General features: G+C 62.0%; 18 protein-coding genes, 1 tRNA gene and 1 pseudogene. 16 read left to right on the top strand and 4 right to left on the bottom strand.

The features are described from left to right. The first annotated feature begins 66 nt into the window (after window positions 1-66). The 3 genes from CKO36_RS12330 to CKO36_RS12320 are packed head-to-tail and all read left to right on the top strand — an operon-like array spanning window position 67 to window position 3,599. Entirely contained in the window at window positions 67-1,392 is a 1,326-nt protein-coding gene (locus CKO36_RS12330) for a hypothetical protein (protein WP_200284363.1), read from the top strand. Beyond that, window positions 1,370-2,812 (top strand): tetratricopeptide repeat protein, encoded by a 1,443-nt coding sequence (locus tag CKO36_RS12325; RefSeq protein ID WP_200284362.1) that lies wholly within the window; start codon window positions 1,370-1,372, stop codon window positions 2,810-2,812. Before CKO36_RS12330 ends, CKO36_RS12325 begins: the two co-directional genes overlap by 23 nt. 37 nt (window positions 2,813-2,849) lie before the next feature. Continuing rightward, window positions 2,850-3,599 carry a substrate-binding periplasmic protein gene (locus CKO36_RS12320; RefSeq protein ID WP_200284361.1) on the top strand — a complete coding sequence of 250 codons (750 nt, stop codon included), beginning with the start codon at window positions 2,850-2,852 and terminating at the stop codon, window positions 3,597-3,599. Here the strand turns inward: CKO36_RS12320 and folK are convergent. Beyond that, a complete protein-coding gene (folK, locus tag CKO36_RS12315; RefSeq protein ID WP_200284360.1) occupies window positions 3,596-4,093 on the bottom strand; it encodes a 2-amino-4-hydroxy-6-hydroxymethyldihydropteridine diphosphokinase in 498 nt (165 codons plus the stop codon). The two genes, CKO36_RS12320 and folK, sit on opposite strands and share 4 nt — an antisense overlap. A gap of 79 nt (window positions 4,094-4,172) precedes the next feature. After that, window positions 4,173-5,192, bottom strand: coding sequence for a class 1 fructose-bisphosphatase (locus CKO36_RS12310; protein WP_200284359.1), 1,020 nt, complete (start codon window positions 5,190-5,192; stop codon window positions 4,173-4,175). A gap of 129 nt (window positions 5,193-5,321) precedes the next feature. Here CKO36_RS12310 and CKO36_RS12305 point away from each other — a divergent pair, with 129 nt between their 5' ends. The 3 genes from CKO36_RS12305 (at window position 5,322) to bhcB (ending at window position 7,877) form a co-directional block, all read left to right on the top strand. After that, a complete protein-coding gene (locus tag CKO36_RS12305; RefSeq protein ID WP_200284358.1) occupies window positions 5,322-6,122 on the top strand; it encodes a 16S rRNA (uracil(1498)-N(3))-methyltransferase in 801 nt (266 codons plus the stop codon). Between the two features lie 196 nt (window positions 6,123-6,318). Continuing rightward, entirely contained in the window at window positions 6,319-6,879 is a 561-nt protein-coding gene (locus CKO36_RS12300; RefSeq protein ID WP_242469576.1) for an SDR family NAD(P)-dependent oxidoreductase, read from the top strand. Between the two features lie 50 nt (window positions 6,880-6,929). Further along, the gene (bhcB, locus tag CKO36_RS12295) at window positions 6,930-7,877 is read left to right on the top strand and encodes a beta-hydroxyaspartate dehydratase BhcB (protein WP_200284356.1); all 948 of its coding nucleotides are present in this window, start codon (window positions 6,930-6,932) and stop codon (window positions 7,875-7,877) included. Window positions 7,878-7,889: 12 nt separating this feature from the next. Here bhcB and CKO36_RS12290 read toward each other — a convergent pair whose 3' ends face one another. Beyond that, window positions 7,890-8,699, bottom strand: coding sequence for a SanA/YdcF family protein (locus tag CKO36_RS12290; protein WP_200284355.1), 810 nt, complete (start codon window positions 8,697-8,699; stop codon window positions 7,890-7,892). Window positions 8,700-8,802: 103 nt separating this feature from the next. Here CKO36_RS12290 and CKO36_RS12285 point away from each other — a divergent pair, with 103 nt between their 5' ends. The 10 genes from CKO36_RS12285 (at window position 8,803) to CKO36_RS20145 (ending at window position 16,620) form a co-directional block, all read left to right on the top strand. Beyond that, the gene (locus tag CKO36_RS12285) at window positions 8,803-10,671 is read left to right on the top strand and encodes a M61 family metallopeptidase (RefSeq protein ID WP_200284354.1); all 1,869 of its coding nucleotides are present in this window, start codon (window positions 8,803-8,805) and stop codon (window positions 10,669-10,671) included. Between the two features lie 27 nt (window positions 10,672-10,698). Next, complete coding sequence (gene birA / locus CKO36_RS12280; RefSeq protein ID WP_200284353.1) at window positions 10,699-11,727, top strand: bifunctional biotin--[acetyl-CoA-carboxylase] ligase/biotin operon repressor BirA; 1,029 nt, start codon at window positions 10,699-10,701, stop codon at window positions 11,725-11,727. Window positions 11,728-11,765: 38 nt separating this feature from the next. Beyond that, window positions 11,766-12,503 carry a type III pantothenate kinase gene (locus CKO36_RS12275; RefSeq protein WP_200284352.1) on the top strand — a complete coding sequence of 246 codons (738 nt, stop codon included), beginning with the start codon at window positions 11,766-11,768 and terminating at the stop codon, window positions 12,501-12,503. Window positions 12,504-12,677: 174 nt separating this feature from the next. Then, window positions 12,678-12,753 (top strand) — tRNA-Thr (locus CKO36_RS12270). Between the two features lie 45 nt (window positions 12,754-12,798). Continuing rightward, entirely contained in the window at window positions 12,799-13,503 is a 705-nt protein-coding gene (gene queC, locus CKO36_RS12265; protein ID WP_200284351.1) for a 7-cyano-7-deazaguanine synthase QueC, read from the top strand. Then, window positions 13,500-14,594 (top strand): 6-carboxytetrahydropterin synthase, encoded by a 1,095-nt coding sequence (locus CKO36_RS12260; RefSeq protein WP_200284350.1) that lies wholly within the window; start codon window positions 13,500-13,502, stop codon window positions 14,592-14,594. The genes queC and CKO36_RS12260 overlap by 4 nt, the downstream gene beginning before the upstream one ends. After that, the gene (queE, locus tag CKO36_RS12255; protein WP_200284349.1) at window positions 14,591-15,229 is read left to right on the top strand and encodes a 7-carboxy-7-deazaguanine synthase; all 639 of its coding nucleotides are present in this window, start codon (window positions 14,591-14,593) and stop codon (window positions 15,227-15,229) included. The genes CKO36_RS12260 and queE overlap by 4 nt, the downstream gene beginning before the upstream one ends. A gap of 12 nt (window positions 15,230-15,241) precedes the next feature. Then, on the top strand, window positions 15,242-15,715 hold the full coding sequence (locus CKO36_RS12250; protein WP_200284348.1) for a hypothetical protein: 474 nt from the start codon (window positions 15,242-15,244) through the stop codon (window positions 15,713-15,715). Window positions 15,716-15,806: 91 nt separating this feature from the next. Continuing rightward, window positions 15,807-16,385 carry a hypothetical protein gene (locus CKO36_RS12245; protein ID WP_242469575.1) on the top strand — a complete coding sequence of 193 codons (579 nt, stop codon included), beginning with the start codon at window positions 15,807-15,809 and terminating at the stop codon, window positions 16,383-16,385. A gap of 109 nt (window positions 16,386-16,494) precedes the next feature. Then, window positions 16,495-16,620 (top strand): hypothetical protein, encoded by a 126-nt coding sequence (locus CKO36_RS20145; protein ID WP_275957854.1) that lies wholly within the window; start codon window positions 16,495-16,497, stop codon window positions 16,618-16,620. A gap of 167 nt (window positions 16,621-16,787) precedes the next feature. Here the strand turns inward: CKO36_RS20145 and CKO36_RS19380 are convergent. Beyond that, window positions 16,788-16,983 (bottom strand): annotated as a pseudogene (locus tag CKO36_RS19380) (IS1634 family transposase); the annotation flags it as partial.

Genomic DNA, 16,983 nt, shown 5'->3' with positions numbered 1-16,983 from the left:
CTTTCGTCACGTCCACTACCCAAGCATGTCGTACAATCTCGCAATGCAGCAAACCAAGAATCGCCCATGACCGACGCCGACACCCAACCCGCCATCACGCAGCTCTATCAGCAATGCGAGCCCACCGAATCGATTAAACCCAATGATAATCGCTGGGTGAATTTTGACTCTGTGCGTGGCGAGGAAAACGTCGTCGCCCTCTATGCCCGCAGTCTGCGCCGCGCCGCGCCCGGCCATTGGGACTACAAACTCTTCACCGGCCATCGCGGCGTCGGTAAGACCAGCGAGCTCTATCGTCTCCAGCTCATGCTCGAAACCCCCGAGGGTGCTCGTAAAGGCTACATCGTTATCTTCTGCGACGTGGGCGAGGGACTCGACGTCAACGATCTCGACTTTCCAGACCTGCTCGTCTTCATCGCCGCCCAACTCCAGTCCCAGCTTGCCGCACGCAATCTGCCCGGATTCAGCCCCGTCAGCACCTATCTCCAGCGGGTCTGGAACGACATCTGCGGTCTGCTAACCAAGGAGGTCGGCTTCACCGGAGGCGAGTTTGAGGGCGGCTTCGGCAAGATCGCCGTCGAGCTGCGCAACCGCCCCAACGCCCGCCGCCAACTGCGCGCCGCCGTCGAAATGCACAGCACTTCGCTGCTCAAGGCCGTCAACGACCTCCTCGGTGCCGCCGAGGTTGCCGCCCGACAGGCCGGTCATGATGGCCTCGTCCTCATCATCGACGGACTCGACAAACTGGTGCGCCGCGACTGCGGCGACGGCACCAACACCCATGAGCGCCTCTTCATCGACCGCAGCGAGCACTTGGCCTCGCTCCAGGTCCACACGGTCTACACCGTGCCCATCTCACTGATCTACTCGCCGCGCATCGGTCAGCTCGAACAGACCTTCGGGGAGTACAACACACCCGTTTCCATGATCCGCCTGCGTCCTTGCCGCGACGAGGCGATCCGCCCCGACTCGCCCGGCATGGTCAAGATGCGCGAGATGGTCGACAAACGCTGCGCCGCCGCCGGTACCAGCCTGGATCGAGCCTTCGACAACGACGACACACTCAATCATCTCTGCAACATGAGCGGCGGTCACCCGCGCCATCTCATGAGCTTCATCCAAGCCGCCTGCAATGAACTGGACAACCTCCCCATCACCCGCGCGGCCGCCGACAAGGCCGTGCGCAAATACGCCAACGCCCTCCGGCGCGAGGTGCCAGACGCCGCCTGGGACAGGCTACCCAACTTTGACCAGCCTCAGCGCGACATCCCCAAGGACGACCTCCATCAGCAACTGCTGTTCCTGCTCTTCGTCTTCGAATACATGAATGGCGACATCTGGTACGAGGTCAACCCGGTGCTGCGGACCCTTGAACGCTTCCGCCAACCCTAACCCGGTCGAGCAGACCGGCGACGCCTTCAGCGCCCTGCGCCGGGCCATCGTGCGCAGCCGCAGCTTTTCGCTCCAGCTCTGCACCTGCGACTCGCCGCTCACCCGCGACCGCTTGATCGAAAGCCTCGCCGCCTCGCTGCCAGGGCTCACCATCCATTGCATCGAGCTGCCAGATCCCGCCGAGCAGAAACCTCTAGAGGCCGTCGCCGCCCTCGCGCCTCCCGGCCCGGTCATGATCGTCGGCCTCGAGACCCTGCTCGCCGATGAGGATCGTGCCGAACGATTTCTGAGTGCGCTCAACCTGAGCCGTGGCGACTGGCCCCTCCGCGTGTCGGCGCCAATCGTCGTCTGGCTGCCACGCCGGCTACTGGGTCGGCTGACCGCCGGTGCTCCAGATTTCTTCGACTGGCGAAGCGACATCCTCGACTTCCCCGAACTGACCACGGATCAAATGCGCCCGTTCGCCACCCGCGATTGGGAATGGGGGATTGATCCCCGTCTGACTCGCGAAGAGCAGGACGAACGTCTGCGCGAGCTGGAGGCCCGTTTGGCATCCACCCGCGACACGCACGACGAGCCTGTGTGCCGCCGCCGCCTGGAATGGTGGGATGAGCTAGCCGATTTCAAATGGGTCCGAGGAGCGCTTGACGAGGCACTGCGCATCCGCACCGAGGAGGAGCTGCCGGTCTATGAGCGCCTCGGCGACGTGCGCGAGAAGGCGGAGACGCAGGGGAAGATCGCCGACATCCTGGAAGCGCGCGGGCAGCTCGAGGAGGCGCTACGCATCCGCACCGAGGAGCAGCTGCCAGTCTATGAGCGCCTCGGCGACGTGCGCGAGAAGGCGGTGACGCAGGGCAAGATCGCCGACATCCTGCAGGCGCGCGGGCAGATCGAGGAGGCGCTACGCATCCGCACCGAGGAGCAGCTGCCGGTCTATGAGCGCCTCGGCGACGTGCGCGCGAAGGCGGTGACGCGGGGGAAGATCGCCGACATCCTGCAGGCGCGCGGGCAGCTCGAGGAGGCGCTGCGCATCCGCACCGAGGAGGAGCTGCCGGTCTATGAGCGCCTCGGCGACGTGCGCGAGAAGGCGGTGACGCAGGGTCAGATCGCCGACATCCTGCAGGCGCGCGGGCAGCTCGAGGAGGCGCTGCGCATCCGCACCGAGAAGGCGCTGCCGGTCTTTGAGCGCCTCGGCGACGTGCGTTCGCTGCTCGTGTGTCGAGCCATGATCGCGCTCAATCTGCTCGCCAGGGATGCCGCCGAAGACCGCGCCCCGGCCAATGCACTCCTGTGCCTCGCCCTGGCGGACGCGCATCGTCTGGGCATCCCGGAGGCTGCGCAGATCGAACGGATCTTGCAAAGGTACGGGATGTGCAGTGCGATGGGTAGCTGGATTCCGCCCCACGGCGTCATTGCCTGAGCGACCATTATCCATGTATCCCGCAATGATAAAATTTTTGAACACAATAATAGTATTATTGAGCCTGGGTAGCGTCGCCACCGCCGGCGACATTGAGCTGCGCGTTGGCATCGCCCGCGAGTCGTCGCTGCCGCTGGCAACCCTTGATCAGGGCGTTCTGAGCGGACTGGCCATCGACCTGGCGCGTTTGCTAACCGAGCAGCTGGACATGGGGCTTCAATTAAGCCTGCTGCCGGAACGTGATCTGGTGTCCGCTCTCAAAGGCGGTCGCATTGACGTCATGCTGAGCACCATGCCCCAGCATGAATTGCGGGCCTTGCACCTGCTGGCCAGCGAGCCGCTGCTGGAAACTGGACAACTGGCTCTGGTACGGCCGCAGGATTTAGAGCGCTTTACGCGCCCGATTGATGTGCTGTCAACCCGCGGCAAGGTTGGCTACGAACGCGGCACCACCGCTGCACGCGTTGTGCATCAACGCATGCCTCTCGCACAGCGTATCCCCTTTCCGAGTGCCGCACAGGCGCTGCTGGCTCTCGAACAGGCCGAGATCGATCTTTTGGTCCTGGATGCCATGCTGGCCTGGAACCAGCTCGCCAATCCTGACGCGCCACCCTTGGCCGCCCTACTCCATCCCCTACTCACCGAGCATCTGGTCTGGACCGTACGCGAACAGGACGTTCACCTGCTCGCGCGCATTAACGCCGCCCTAACCCAATGGCAGAGCGACACCACCCTCGCACACGTCATCAGTCGCTGGATACCAATGCGCATCGAGCCGGCGCGCTAATCAAGCGCCGGCAGCCGCTCAATAATTTGCCGATAACGCACCCCCTGGCTTAGCGCCATTAAGGGTTCTCCCGTGACTGGATGACAAGCTTCAGGCGCAATCTCAAGCAAGGGTAGCAACATAAAGTCACGTTCCAGCAAGCCGGGATGGGGCACGCACAGGGCTGCGTCCTGATGCACTTCATCGCCCAACAACAGCAGATCGATATCAATGGTACGCGCGCCGTTTTTCTGTAACCGCTCACGCCCCAGCGCCTGCTCAATCGCCTGCATCTGTGCCAACAGGGTTCGGGCAGGCAGGCTCGTGCGCAGCGCCACTGCCAGATTGATGAATTCGGCTTGCGTTGCGCCACCCCAAGGCCGGGTGCGATACAGATTGGAAACCGCCGTCAGGGTGGCACCCGATAGAGCGCGCAAGGACGCGAGACAGCGCTTGACGTTGTGCTCGGGCTGAATATTCGAGCCGATGGACAGATAAAGGGTTCGCTCGCTCATATCCGCCGGACTCCGCTGAATGCACCATCAACCGCCGGCCGGGCGCCGACGGTTGTCACTTATGGCTGGCTGGCAAGAATCAGCCGACCGCCTCTTCGTGATAACGGCGGATGCGCTCGACCTCATTGCGCGATCCGAGAATCACCGGCACCCGCTGATGCAGACCCTCCGGCTGAAGTTCCATGATCCGCTCGCGCCCGATCACCGAACCACCACCGGCCTGCTCGACAATGAAGGACATCGGGTTGGCCTCATACATCAGGCGCAGCTTGCCGCCCTGCCCTTTACTGCGGATTTTTTCATCCATCGGATACAAAAAGACACCACCACGGGTCAGAATCCGATGCACTTCCGCAACCATGGAGGCAATCCAACGCATATTGAAGTCCTCACCTCGAGGTCCTTCCGTGCCCGCCAGGCATTCATCAACATAGCGCTTCACCGGGGCATCCCAGAAACGCATGTTCGAGGCATTGATCGCGAACTCCCGCGTATCCACCGGGATGGTCATGTTTGGATGGGTCAGAATGAACTCACCGATATTCTGATCGAGGGTAAATCCGTTGACGCCATTGCCGGTGGTCAACACCATCATGGTGGAAGGCCCATAGAGCGCATAGCCCGCTGCGACCTGCTGCGTCCCGGCCTGGAGAAAATCCCGTACCGTCGGCTTTTCGCTGCCGCCCGGGCACTTCAGAATGGAGAAAATAGTCCCGACTGACACATTGACATCAATGTTGGACGAGCCATCCAACGGGTCGAAGGTCAGCAAATATTTACCGCGCGGATATTCATCCGGAATGTGATAGATATCATCCATTTCCTCGGATGCCATGGCACCCAGATGACCGGCCCAGGCGTTGCACTGCAAAAAAATCTCGTTCGACAGCACATCCAGCTTTTTCTGGGTTTCACCCTGAACATTTTCACTGCCCGCGCTGCCAAGGGCACCAATCAGCGCCCCGTGATTAACCTGATTGGAAATCATCTTACAGGCGGTCACAATATCGTTCAGCAACGCAGTAAATTCACCAGTTGCCCCTGGCGCATGACGCTGCTCTTCACTGATAAACTGCGTAATGGTCGTACCGTGTGGCATGCTTGTAATTACCTCTGAAACAAAAAGAATCCGCGCGCGGCCAAAATAACCCCGCACCCCAAAAGTCGGCTCAAAAAACTCCTTATTATACTGGTTCCCGACGCAAGGTGCCTGACAATAGGCAACGCCATGAACCCGATACCTGAAAGACCTGAACATCAAGGCCGCCGCATTCGCGTCTTCACTGACGAACCGCTCGCCGGTGATCGCGAAGTGACCCTGGAATCCACCACCGCCAAGTACTTGCTCAAGGTGTTACGACTGCGCGCGGGGGACAACTTCTGGCTGTGCGACGGCCAGGGACGCGACTTTCCGGCGCAGATACAGCGCACCCAGGGCACCCACCTGATCGCACGCCTTGGCCCGCCTGGTGACCTCGAACCACCGCCAACCCTGCACATCCGTCTCGGACTTGGCGTCTCCAAGGGCGAACGCATGGACTTTGCCATTCAAAAAGCCATCGAACTGGGCGTGGCGCGCATCACGCCGCTCTGGACCCAGCGCAGCGTCGTCAGACTCGACGGCGAGCGCCTGGCCCGGCGCCTAACCCACTGGCGCGGTGTGATCACCGCCGCATGCGAGCAAAGCGGTCGGCGCTGGATGCCCGAGTTACAGCCGGCCAGTGCGCTCACCCCCTGGCTGGCTGCAGGACAGCCCCAGGGATTGCTGCTGCATCATGGTGCGGCCAGCGGACTGGATCAACTGCCCCCCCCGCGTGATGGCCTCCTCACGCTGCTGATCGGCCCCGAGGGAGGGCTAGCACCTGATGAGCGGCGCCAGGCGAGCGATCATGGCTTTACCGCCGTGCGACTCGGGCCGCGCATCCTGCGCACCGAAACCGCCCCACTGGCGGCAATTGCCGCCGCCCAAATCCTCTGGGGTGACTTTCGCAGCCATGCTGCCGCAAGCGACCAGCAAGCCTCAGCCTGATGGATTCCGTGGCTGCCCTGGCTGCTCTGCTGGCTGTGCACCTTCAGCCCGCCGGCACCGCCCGGGTCCGCCGCTGCAAAGCCATAGGCGACTATGCCACACTAACGCGTGATGCCAGTGCGATATGCGGGCCAGCGCCATAGGCTCTACGGCCCGGCCCATGCACGCGACAAACCAGCCCCCAAAGAAACCTCTCATGCATATCCAACTCGATAACAAAATCAACAACCTTGGCATCTTCGGGCCCAAGGATTTCTACGAAATCCCGGACGAGGAATGGCAACAGTTCTTCGACGTGAACATCATGTCTGGTGTACGTCTAGCCCGTGCCTATACACCGACCATGGTCGAGGCCGGCTGGGGCCGCGTCGTCTTTCTATCGTCGGAATCCGGTCTGAATATCCCGCCGGAAATGATTCACTACGGCATGACCAAGACCGCCAATCTGTCGATTTCACGCGGGTTGGCCAAGCGGCTGGCCGGCACCGGTGTGACCGTCAACGCGGTACTGCCCGGGCCCACCCTTTCTGAGGGTGTCCAGGACATGCTCGCCGACCAGCAGGCGAAAAGCGGCAAGTCCATGGAACAGGTAGCCGCCGAATTCGTCCAGCAAGCACGGCCAAGCTCCATCATCCAGCGCGCCGCCACAGTGGAAGAAGTCGCCAATATGGTCGTCTACGCGGTATCCGAACAAGCCTCGGCCACTACCGGCGCGGCCCTGCGTGTGGATGGCGGCGTGGTCGACAGCATCGCCTGAACTGGATGGGCGGGCGCGCCCCCCATCATTGGAATCTGTTCCGGAGACACATGCATCTGCCCGATTACAACGATGTTTGCCGCGCACATGAGCGCATCACGCCCTGGATTCATCGCACGCCGATCCTCACCAGTACGACCTTCGATGCAATGACGGGTGCACGGCTCTTCTTCAAATGCGAGAACTTCCAGAAGACCGGTGCCTTCAAGTCGCGCGGCGCAGTCAATGCCGTGTTTGGACTCGAGGAGGCCGATGCCCCAAAGGGCGTGGCCACCCATTCGAGTGGCAATCACGGCATGGCGCTGGCACGGGCGGCGGCCTGCCGCGGCATCGATTGCACGGTGGTGATGCCCGAGACCGCGCCGCGCGCCAAAATGGACGCGGTACGCGGTTACGGCGGCCAGGTGGTGCTTTGTGCACCACGCAACACTGCCCGCCAACAAACCCTGGATGCCATCGTTGCCGAAAGCGGCGCCAACGTTGTACCGCCGTATGACGACGCCCGCGTAATCGCCGGCCAGGGCACCTGTGCCAAGGAGCTGCTCGAGGATGTCGAAGATCTGGATATCGTCATCGCCCCGATTGGCGGCGGCGGCCTGATCAGCGGCACTGCGCTGAGCGCTCGCGCGCTGTCACCCGCCACCCAGGTGTTCGCCGCAGAGCCGGCGAATGCCGATGATGCTTATCGTTCGTTGCAGGCCGGGCAACGGATCATTGAGGATGCGCCAGATACCATCGCCGACGGGCTGAAAGCCTCGTTGGGCGAACTGAACTGGGGCATCGTCGCACGCGAAGTCGATACGATCCTGCTCGCCCAGGAAGACGCAATCATCAAGGCCATGCGCCTAATCTGGCAGCGGATGAAGATCATCGTCGAGCCCTCCTGCGCGGTGCCCCTCGCCACGATCTTGCATCACCCCGAGCACTTTGCCGATCAACGCGTGGGCGTGATTCTCACCGGGGGCAACGTGAACCTGGAGCGCCTGCCCTGGCTATAGGCGAGCAAGCCCTCAGCCTGATGGATCCTGTGGCTGCTCTGGCTGCTCTGGCTGCTCTGGCTGCGCTGATTGCTCTGGCAGAGGCTCCGATGGCGCCCCCCGAAGCCTCACCAGCTCAGGCTTGCCAAGAAACCGTGGTTCACGGCCGCTGAGCACATCCCAGATGGCAATGGCGCGGGCCAAAATTTCGCGCAGTCGCACCTTCAGCCCGCCAGCACCGCCCGGGTCCGCCGCCGCAAAACCATAGGCGACCATGCCACGCTGACGTGCGATAAAGACACCGCGTTCGGCATGGTAACTCTGGCTGACGATCAAAAAACGCTCCAGACCAAACACCTGTTGCGCCCGCACTACCGAATCCAACGTGCGAAATCCGGCATAATCCAGGGTGACATGCGCATCCGGCACGCCCAGCGCAATGAGATCCCGGCGCATCGCCTCAGGCTCGTTGTAATAACGCGAACCATTGTCACCACTGACCAGAATGCCCTGCACCAGATCATGATGATAGAGCGCGGCCGCCGCTTCGAGCCGCGCGCGGTAGAATTCATTCGGTCGCCCAGCCAGCGTGCGGCGCGCCGTGCCGAGCACCAGCGCCACCGCTACCGGCAGCGGCTCCACCTGATCCAGGTCGTGCACCATCCACGGCGCCGCGCGCCAGGAGATCCACCGATCACAGAGCAGCAAAACCACCACCAACAATACCGCAGCCGCCAGCAGTCCGAGCGCCACCCAGCGCAGTCCGCGCCACAGACGCAGGCGCCACGGCCGGGATGGTAGCGGACCCTCAGGTGCCGCTGTTGCAGAAGTTTGCTGCACCATTCACACTCCGCTCAGCATCCGATCCATTGATCGATCGATCCATTCATTGATCCATTCATTGATTCATTCATCCAGCCAGACCTCAGCCGTCCATCCTATCGCCATGTCCGCATTCGGCACCCTTGCTTATCGCGTCGCGAGTCATCAGCCCCGCGCCCATTTGTTCGACCTCAGTCTTTGCATCCCTGATGCAGCACCTACCGCCAAGGGCGTAGCCCGCGACCTGAGGCTCAGTCTGCCCGCCTGGATTCCCGGCAGCTATATGATCCGCGATTTTGCGCGACATCTCATTAGCATTCATGCCCAGGACGCGAACGGCCCCCTTCCAATTAGCAAAAGCGACAAACAAAGCTGGCACCTATCTGGAGCCCTTGGAAGCGTGCACATTCACTATCAGGTGTATGCCGGCGAGCTGAGCGTGCGGGCGGCCCATCTGGATCATACCCACGGTTACTTCAATGGCGCCTGCCTGTTGTTGCACGTCGACGGTTGCGCTGACTGGCCGTGCGAACTTGAGATTGAGCGCCCTGCCGATCCTTGCGCGGCACACTGGCGCCTGGCCACCAGCCTGCCCGCCGCTGGCGCACCGGCCTGGGGCTTCGGGCGCTATCGCGCTGCAAACTACGCTGCGCTTATTGATCATCCGGTGGAAATGGGTGCATTTGAACTGGTCGAATTCAGCGTGCGCGACATCCCCCACGCCATGGCCATCAGCGGCCACCAGCGCGCCGATTTTGATCGCCTGAGTCAGGATCTGCCGCGCATCTGCGAGCAACAAGCCGCCCTGTTTGGCGAACTGCCCCTGGAGCGCTATCTGTTCCTGACCCAAACCCTTGGCACCGGCTATGGCGGTCTCGAACATCGCAGCTCCGCCAGCTTACTCTGTGCCCGCGATGATCTCCCCCAACCTCAGGTGAGCGAAGTCACCGCAGGCTATCGCCGCTTCCTGGGGCTGTGCAGCCATGAGTATTTTCACCTGTGGAACGTCAAGCGCATTCGCCCCCAGGTGTTCATGGAGCAGGGACTCGAACGTGAGGTCCACACCCGTCTGCTATGGGCCTTTGAGGGCCTGACCAGCTATTACGATGACCTGACCCTGGTGCGCGCCGGTCTGATCAGCCCTCGGGACTATCTCGAGTTGCTCGCCAACACCATCACTCGCGTGCAGCGCGATCCGGGGCGGCAGCGTCAAACAGTGGCCGAGTCGAGCTTCGATGCCTGGACCAAATTCTATCAACAGGATGCCAACGCCCCCAATGCCATTGTCAGCTACTACAGCAAAGGCGCTCTCATCGCTCTGGCGCTGGATCTGACCATTCGCCAGCGCAGCCACAATCGCCACAGTCTTGATGACTTGATGCGCGCTCTTTGGCAACGCTATGGTCGCACCGGCCAAGGCGTGCCCGAGACTGGGCCCGAAGCCCTGGCCGCCGAGATCACCGGCCTGGACTTGCAAGCATTTTTTGACCAGGCACTTGATGACACCAAGGATCTGGACCTGGCGCCCCTGCTGGCTTCAGTCGGGGTCGCCCTGCGCATGCGCCCGGCGCGGGATGTCCAAGACCTGGGCGGTGTCTGTGAGCAGTTCCAACCCATTGAGCCGCAAGTGTCCATCGGGGCGCGCTGGACGGCGCAGGGAAACGAGCTGAAACTCACTGCTGTCCTCAATGATCGCCCTGCCGAGCGAGCGGGACTGGCCCCCGGAGACATCCTGATCGCGCTGGATGCTGTGCGCATTGAGCCCAGCCGCTTCGCCACACAGCTTGCCCGCTGCTCCATTGGTGAGACCGTCATCGTGCACGCGTTTCGGCGCGATGAACTGCATCGCTTTGAACTCACTCCGGAAGCCGCCCCGCACGACACCTGCGAACTCATGCCGCTACCAGACGCCCCGCCCGCTGCGCAGCAGGCCCAAGCCAATTGGCTGCATCAGCCATCCACCGCCACTGCCACCAGCTCGTCGACCCTCTGAGCACAGCGAGTCTCACCGCCCTGTCCCATGGATACCACGAATACCACTGATATCGCCGACACCGCCGATACTGCCACCCGCCTGATTCGCCAGCTCGCTGATGGCGAACGCCATTCAGGCGCAGCCCTGGCCGCTGCGCTCGGCATCAGCCGGGCAGCGGTCTGGAAAGCCATTCAGCGCACCAGCCAGCAGTTTGACCTGGAGATCCGAGCCGTGAAAGGACAGGGCTACCAACTGCCGGCGCCACTTGAACTACTCGACCCCGCCGCCATGAGCGCTAGGCTGGCTCCAGAAACCCACCGCCGCATCGGACCCCTGCACTGTTTCATCGACATCGATTCCACCAACACCTGGCTATTGGCGCACAGCCTGGAGCACCCTGCTCAGGGCACCTGTGTGTTGGCTGAGCGCCAGAGCGCAGGTCGCGGTCGGCGCGGGCGCTCTTGGCATTCGCCCTTCGGCGCCAATCTGTATCTGTCCATGTTCTGGTCATTCGATGCCGGTCCAGCTGCGCTCGGCACCCTGAGCCTGGCTGCTGGTGCTGCCCTGTGTCTGGCACTGGAATCCCTGGGAATCGCTCAGCTGCAACTCAAATGGCCCAACGACCTCCACTGGCAAGGTCGCAAGCTCGGCGGACTGCTGATCGAAATCGCCGGTGAAACCCAGGGGCCCAGCCGCGTTGTTCTGGGCCTGGGACTCAACCTGCGCATGCCAGCCAACACCACGACGGCCATTGACCAGCCCTGGGTCGATCTCAATACCATCTGTCAGAGCCACCCGCCGCCACGCAACACCCTCGCCGCCTGCTGCATCGACCAACTCAGCGCCATGCTGGCCAGCTTTCTGGAACAAGGCTCGGAGCCCTGGCTGAACACCTGGCGCCGTTTCGATGCCTATCGCGACCAAACTGTCAGTTTGCACTGGGGCGAACACAGCATCACCGGCATCTACCGTGGCATCGATGATCAGGGCGCTCTGTTGCTGCAAACGGATGGAGCCCTCCGGCATTTCACCGCTGGCGAAGTCAGTCTGCGCGCCGCCCCGGCCAGTGAATAAATCATCACCGTCTCCAAAAAACGTAAGAACTCACAAACATGCAACTCCTTCTTGACATCGGTAACACCAGCATTAAATGGGCACTCTGGGACGGCAGTGCATTGTCAGACATGCAGCGTGCCCGTCATCATGGCGCCCTGCCCATCGACCTGCTCGCGACTTGGGAAGCGCTCGACACCATCGACCGCGTCCGCGTCTGCCACGTCGGCCCGGACAGCGTCAAAAGCGCCGTTATCCATATCAGCCAGACCCTCTGGACACTCACGCCCGAGTTCATCGCTGTCGATCCGACCCACTCAGCGGTGCGCATTGGCTATAGCAACCCCAGCCAATTAGGCACTGACCGCTGGCTCTCCCTGTGCGCCGCCCACCACCTCTACTCCGGCCCCAAACTTATCCTGCACCTCGGCACCGCCATCACCTGTGACGCCCTGCTTAGCGACGGCCAACACCTCGGCGGCCAAATCCTGCCCGGCCTCGAAAGCTTACGCGCCATCCTGTTCAGCACCACCCAAATTCCACCCCAGGACACCACCGACCCCGTTAACACCAACACTCTATGGGGCACCAACACCGGCCAATGCATCGCCGCCGCCTGCCTGCATGCCCCCGCTGCCCTCGCCGACCGCCTCTGGCAACAGCTACGCCAGCAAACCGCCAACTCCCCGCACCTGCTCATCAGCGGTGGCGATGCCGAACGCATCATCCCCCTGCTCAGCCAACCCAGCCTCCATCACCCCGACCTGGTCCTGCAAGGCATTGCCCAGCAACCATAAAGTCCGTTAATTGCTCCCAACCGCACAACAAAATTCCTACAACCCACTTTCAGACCCACCCCACTTTCGACTACAATCCTCCCCAAGCAGTCTGGTCTGGTTATCCTTGCCGTCGCACCCCACTCATTGGTGCTATCGGTGTATCCGCAAGAATTACCCCACTCAAGCAACAACGCTGGCGTAGCTCAGTTGGCAGAGCAGCTGATTTGTAATCAGCAGGTCGTCGGTTCGAATCCGTCCGCCAGCTCCATTTAATGTATTTGTTATCACTGGCTTATTGCCATTGCTCGTCGCCATGCCAAACGCAGTGGTGCTGCTCAGCGGCGGCCTCGATTCCACCACGGCCCTAGCCATCGCCAAGGCCGAGGGTTTTGCACCCTATGCTCTATCGTTTCGCTACGGTCAGCGCCATGCCATTGAGCTTGACGCCGCGCAACGCGTGGCCGCCTCGGTGGGCGTGGCCGAGCACGTCATTGCCGACATCGATCTGCGCCGCTTTGGCGGCTCCGCGCTAACGGCCGAGATCGCGGTTCCCAAAGGCCGCCCGGCTGAAACCATGGCCGAGGGCATCCCCGTTACCTATGTGCCGGCCCGCAACACGGTGTTCCTGTCGTTCGCGTTGGCCTGGGCCGAGGTGCTCGAAGCCAGTGACATTTTCATCGGCGTCAATGCGCTCGACTATTCCGGCTATCCCGACTGTCGCCCGGAGTACATCGCCGCCTATGAACACATGGCCAACCTAGCAACCGCCGCTGGCGTCGAAGGGCGGCAACACCTGCGCATTCACACCCCCCTGATTGACCTGACTAAAGCCCAGATTATCCAACGCGGCTTGTCGCTTGGCCTCGACTATGGTCTAACGAGCAGTTGTTACGATCCCGCTGCCGATGGGCGTCCGTGCTTGCAGTGCGACTCCTGCCAATTGCGCGCTAAAGGGTTTGCCGAGGCTGGTATCAGTGATCCGCTGCTGAGTCGTCACGAACTGGCCAATACCCGATGAAAGAGACGCTATATCAGGTCGCGGCAGCGCCCTTTGAGGCGGCGCGCCAAGTCAATATTCTACCGCCCGGGCATCGCGCCCGGCGGTTGCATGGCCACAGCTTCACCGCCCGGGTGCGCGCCGCCCGGCCTGATGACTGGCGCACGGATCCCAGTGCCCGCACGGACACGCTGGTTCAGGCATTAAGTGAGGCAGTCGGTCAGTTGGACTATCGTGACCTGAACACCTGCGTGGAGATTCCGACCGACGAGAATCTCGCCCGCTATGTTCGCCGCCAGCTGGACGTGCCGGGACTTGAAACCGTCGGTATTCAGAGCACCCGGGATCAGGGGGCGGATCTCGACGCTGACGACCAGGTTCACCTCTGGCATCGCTTCCGCTTCGAAGCTGCCCATCAACTGCCCAAGGTTCCAGCCGACCACCCCTGCGGGCGCATGCACGGACATGGATTCGAAATCATTCTGCACGCGCGTCAGGACCTACAGAACCAGGATATGGGGATCGACTTCGACGCCCTGGCCGCGCTCTGGGCACCCTACCAAGCGCAACTGCATCACGCCTGTCTAAACGATCTGCCGGGGCTTGAGAATCCGACCAGTGAGCTGATCGCGCACTGGGTGTGGCAGCGGCTAAAGCCGGATCTGCCGAGCTTGTCCTGGGTGACCGTCTATGAAACCAGCACCGCTGGCTGCCACTACGATGGTGTGCACTATCGCATCTGGAAGGAACTGCGCTTCGAGAGCGCCTTGCAACTGTGCAACGCCCCCGAGGGCGATCCGCGCCGGCGGTTGCACGGGCATAGCTATCTGCTGCGATTGCACCTCAGCGCACCGCTGGATGCGGTCTTGGGCTGGACAGTGGACTACGGGGATGTGAAGGCCCTGTTCAAACCCGTCTATGCGCAACTCGACCATCACCGGCTGGATGCCCTGCCCGGACTGACCGCTGCCGATCCCGGGCATTTGGTTGACTGGATCCGTCAGCAGACAGCCGAGCGCTTGCCGCAACTCGATCGTATCGATCTCTATCAGACGCCGGGCTGCGGTGCGAGCCTATGCTGGGGGCCGCTCGGTCCGGCCTTGCCCGCGTGAGCTACAGCGTTCACGAGATTTTCTACACCCTCCAAGGCGAAGGGGCGCAAAGCGGACGGGCGGCGGTCTTCTGCCGCTTCGCCGGCTGCAACCTCTGGTCCGGGCGTGAAGCCGATCGCCGCACTGCAATGTGCCGCTTCTGCGATACGGAATTTCGCGGTGTCATTGGAGCCAATGGCGGTCAGTTCGATACCCCGGATCGCTTGGCCGCGCGTCTTGCGTCCTTCTGGCCGCCGGAGATTGGCCGCGCGGATCGCTTTGTTGTCTGCACCGGCGGCGAACCCCTGCTGCAACTGGACGCTCCCCTGATCGAGGCCCTGCATGCTCAGGGCTTCGAGGTGGCGGTGGAGACCAATGGTACTCAGCCGGCGCCGACCGGGATCGACTGGCTGTGCGTCAGTCCGAAATCCACCGCACCGCTGAAAATCACCGAAGGGAATGAACTCAAATTGGTGTTTCCGCAATCGGAGGCCATGCCTGAGCGCTTCGCCGACCTGGACTTCGGGCACTTCTTCCTGCAACCAATGGACGGACCGGAGCAAGAGGCCAATACCGCCCAGGCCATTGCCTACTGCAAGGCCCACCCGCGCTGGCGACTGAGCCTGCAAACGCACAAATGGTTGGGAATTCCCTGATATCAAAGCGCGATGACGACGGTTAAACCCTCTGCCCGCCGTGCGCTGCCTTTCGGGCTGCTGTGCGCGCTCGTTGGTCTGGGGGTCGGTGGTTACGCGGTTCATTCCGCCATTGGCGAGGGCTGGCAGCGGCTACCAATTTGCGCAGCCTTGGCGGCCTTTCTGGCCGGATTTGGCTTGTGGTATTGGCTCATTGAGCGTCGGAAAGCGTTGCGCCACCGCGCCGGCATCCTAACCGGCGCACTGACTGGCGCTCTGGCGCATTACTTATGCTGGTATCTCCTCATTCTGAGTGCGAATCTGGATTACCTGTGGTTCGGGACGACCAGCTCCCTGGGCGAGCCGCCGATGACCCCTTTCCAGGGGCTCGCGGGCGCGGCGGTGTTCAGCGGTTGGAGCTTGATCCTGTTCGGCTGGGTGACGATTCCAGCCGGCGCCCTGCTTGGTTGGCTGATGATCCGCCGGTCGCATCGACCACTGTCCTGAAAGTCCCGGTGCTTCGATCATGATCGCGATGCAAACGGGCCGAGGCAAAGCTCGCGGTCGTCTCGCGGCAAGGTTATTCATCTGCTTCGCCATGGCCACCAGCGGGTCGGCTGGGGTGCTGGCTGATTCGAACCTGGATGCCGCCCAGTCCAAGATGCACCAAGCCTGGGAATTGGCCCAACACGAACGGCTCAGACGGCGCGAGACTTTTCGCCAGGATCACCTGCAGCCTTTTGCCAGTGACGGCTGCAGTGGCGGCCTCTCCGCGCTTTGGACACAGCTCTCGCGGTGGTTGCCGGCCTTTCGCACTATTCATGATGATCACCCGCCATGGGAGTCTTGCTGCATCGCGCATGATCGGGCCTATCATACTGGTGGGCTGGAGGAGCCCAGCGCGCAAGCGAGTTTTGATGCGCGGTTGCGCGCGGATCAGGTGCTGCGCGACTGCGTGATCGAGACGGCCTCGCAACGAGCAGCCGCGCTGGAGGCCCATTATGGGCTGCGGCATGAGCAGGTTGAGCAGCTTTATGCACTGATCGCTGATCTGATGTACCGCTCGGTGCGCTTGGGCGGTGCTCCCTGCACAGGCCTGCCGTGGCGCTGGGGTTATGGGCTGCCGGACTGTGGCCTCTTGCCGCCACCAAGCTCACTTCTGAACCATCAGCACTAGAGGACAATTCAACCGCCGTCACAGGACGCGAAGACGCCATCATAACTTTTTCAAGGCCAGCTTTACCGCCAGCGAAGGTCCAGAAGAAGGCGCGCTGATTGGTGATCTGGTGCACAACCCGCTCTGCAATACGCCCGAGCCGGATCGCTGTGTCTTCACCGCCGAGGCACAGGGTCGCTTGGTCGGTAGCAGCGTCTTTTCGCGGCTGATCTACGAGTTTCCAGCCGATCCGTGAAGCGGACGCGCCGGCTCCCTTCGCCCTGACACAGCCTGAAGGCTGGCAGGGGCAGCCCTTGAAAGACCCTACACTGGTGCCTTTGCGAGGCCCGTCGCGCTGCGTCCTCGCCTTGAATCAGGCTATTTTTTGGTAAATAATCATCCGGCCGTCATTCCGCACCCCCCTCAGCCGCTTCCAGAATATAACGCCACATACCGCCATCCCAGCAGTTCAAGTAAGGCGTGGTGGTGGTGTTGCATATTTAGCACGAGCGGCCTGACCTGGGCAATGACCAGCACATGGATGCCTTTGAAAGATTGGAATACCCAGCGCGCGGTGGGACGAGCACTCGGCTGACCCTTCTGGTTGGGGAAGGTTGCC

It is taken from the genome of Rhabdochromatium marinum (assembly GCF_016583795.1).
In the GTDB taxonomy this organism is placed as follows: domain Bacteria; phylum Pseudomonadota; class Gammaproteobacteria; order Chromatiales; family Chromatiaceae; genus Rhabdochromatium; species Rhabdochromatium marinum.
This window is presented reverse-complemented; position numbering and strand designations above follow the sequence as displayed.

Excerpts from the sequence above, each read along its gene's own strand:
- bhcB (WP_200284356.1), top strand. The coding sequence starts at position 6,930 with ATGCATCTGCCCGATTACAACGATGTTTGCCGCGCACATGAGCGCATC.
- CKO36_RS12285 (WP_200284354.1), top strand. The coding sequence starts at position 8,803 with ATGTCCGCATTCGGCACCCTTGCTTATCGCGTCGCGAGTCATCAGCCC.
- birA (WP_200284353.1), top strand. The coding sequence starts at position 10,699 with ATGGATACCACGAATACCACTGATATCGCCGACACCGCCGATACTGCC.
- CKO36_RS12275 (WP_200284352.1), top strand. The coding sequence starts at position 11,766 with ATGCAACTCCTTCTTGACATCGGTAACACCAGCATTAAATGGGCACTC.
- CKO36_RS12260 (WP_200284350.1), top strand. The coding sequence starts at position 13,500 with ATGAAAGAGACGCTATATCAGGTCGCGGCAGCGCCCTTTGAGGCGGCG.
- CKO36_RS12290 (WP_200284355.1), bottom strand. The coding sequence starts at position 8,699 with ATGGTGCAGCAAACTTCTGCAACAGCGGCACCTGAGGGTCCGCTACCA.
- CKO36_RS12305 (WP_200284358.1), top strand. The coding sequence starts at position 5,322 with ATGAACCCGATACCTGAAAGACCTGAACATCAAGGCCGCCGCATTCGC.
- CKO36_RS12245 (WP_242469575.1), top strand. The coding sequence starts at position 15,807 with ATGGCCACCAGCGGGTCGGCTGGGGTGCTGGCTGATTCGAACCTGGAT.
- CKO36_RS12300 (WP_242469576.1), top strand. The coding sequence starts at position 6,319 with ATGCATATCCAACTCGATAACAAAATCAACAACCTTGGCATCTTCGGG.
- queC (WP_200284351.1), top strand. The coding sequence starts at position 12,799 with ATGCCAAACGCAGTGGTGCTGCTCAGCGGCGGCCTCGATTCCACCACG.
- CKO36_RS12310 (WP_200284359.1), bottom strand. The coding sequence starts at position 5,192 with ATGCCACACGGTACGACCATTACGCAGTTTATCAGTGAAGAGCAGCGT.
- folK (WP_200284360.1), bottom strand. The coding sequence starts at position 4,093 with ATGAGCGAGCGAACCCTTTATCTGTCCATCGGCTCGAATATTCAGCCC.
- CKO36_RS12330 (WP_200284363.1), top strand. The coding sequence starts at position 67 with ATGACCGACGCCGACACCCAACCCGCCATCACGCAGCTCTATCAGCAA.
- CKO36_RS12250 (WP_200284348.1), top strand. The coding sequence starts at position 15,242 with ATGACGACGGTTAAACCCTCTGCCCGCCGTGCGCTGCCTTTCGGGCTG.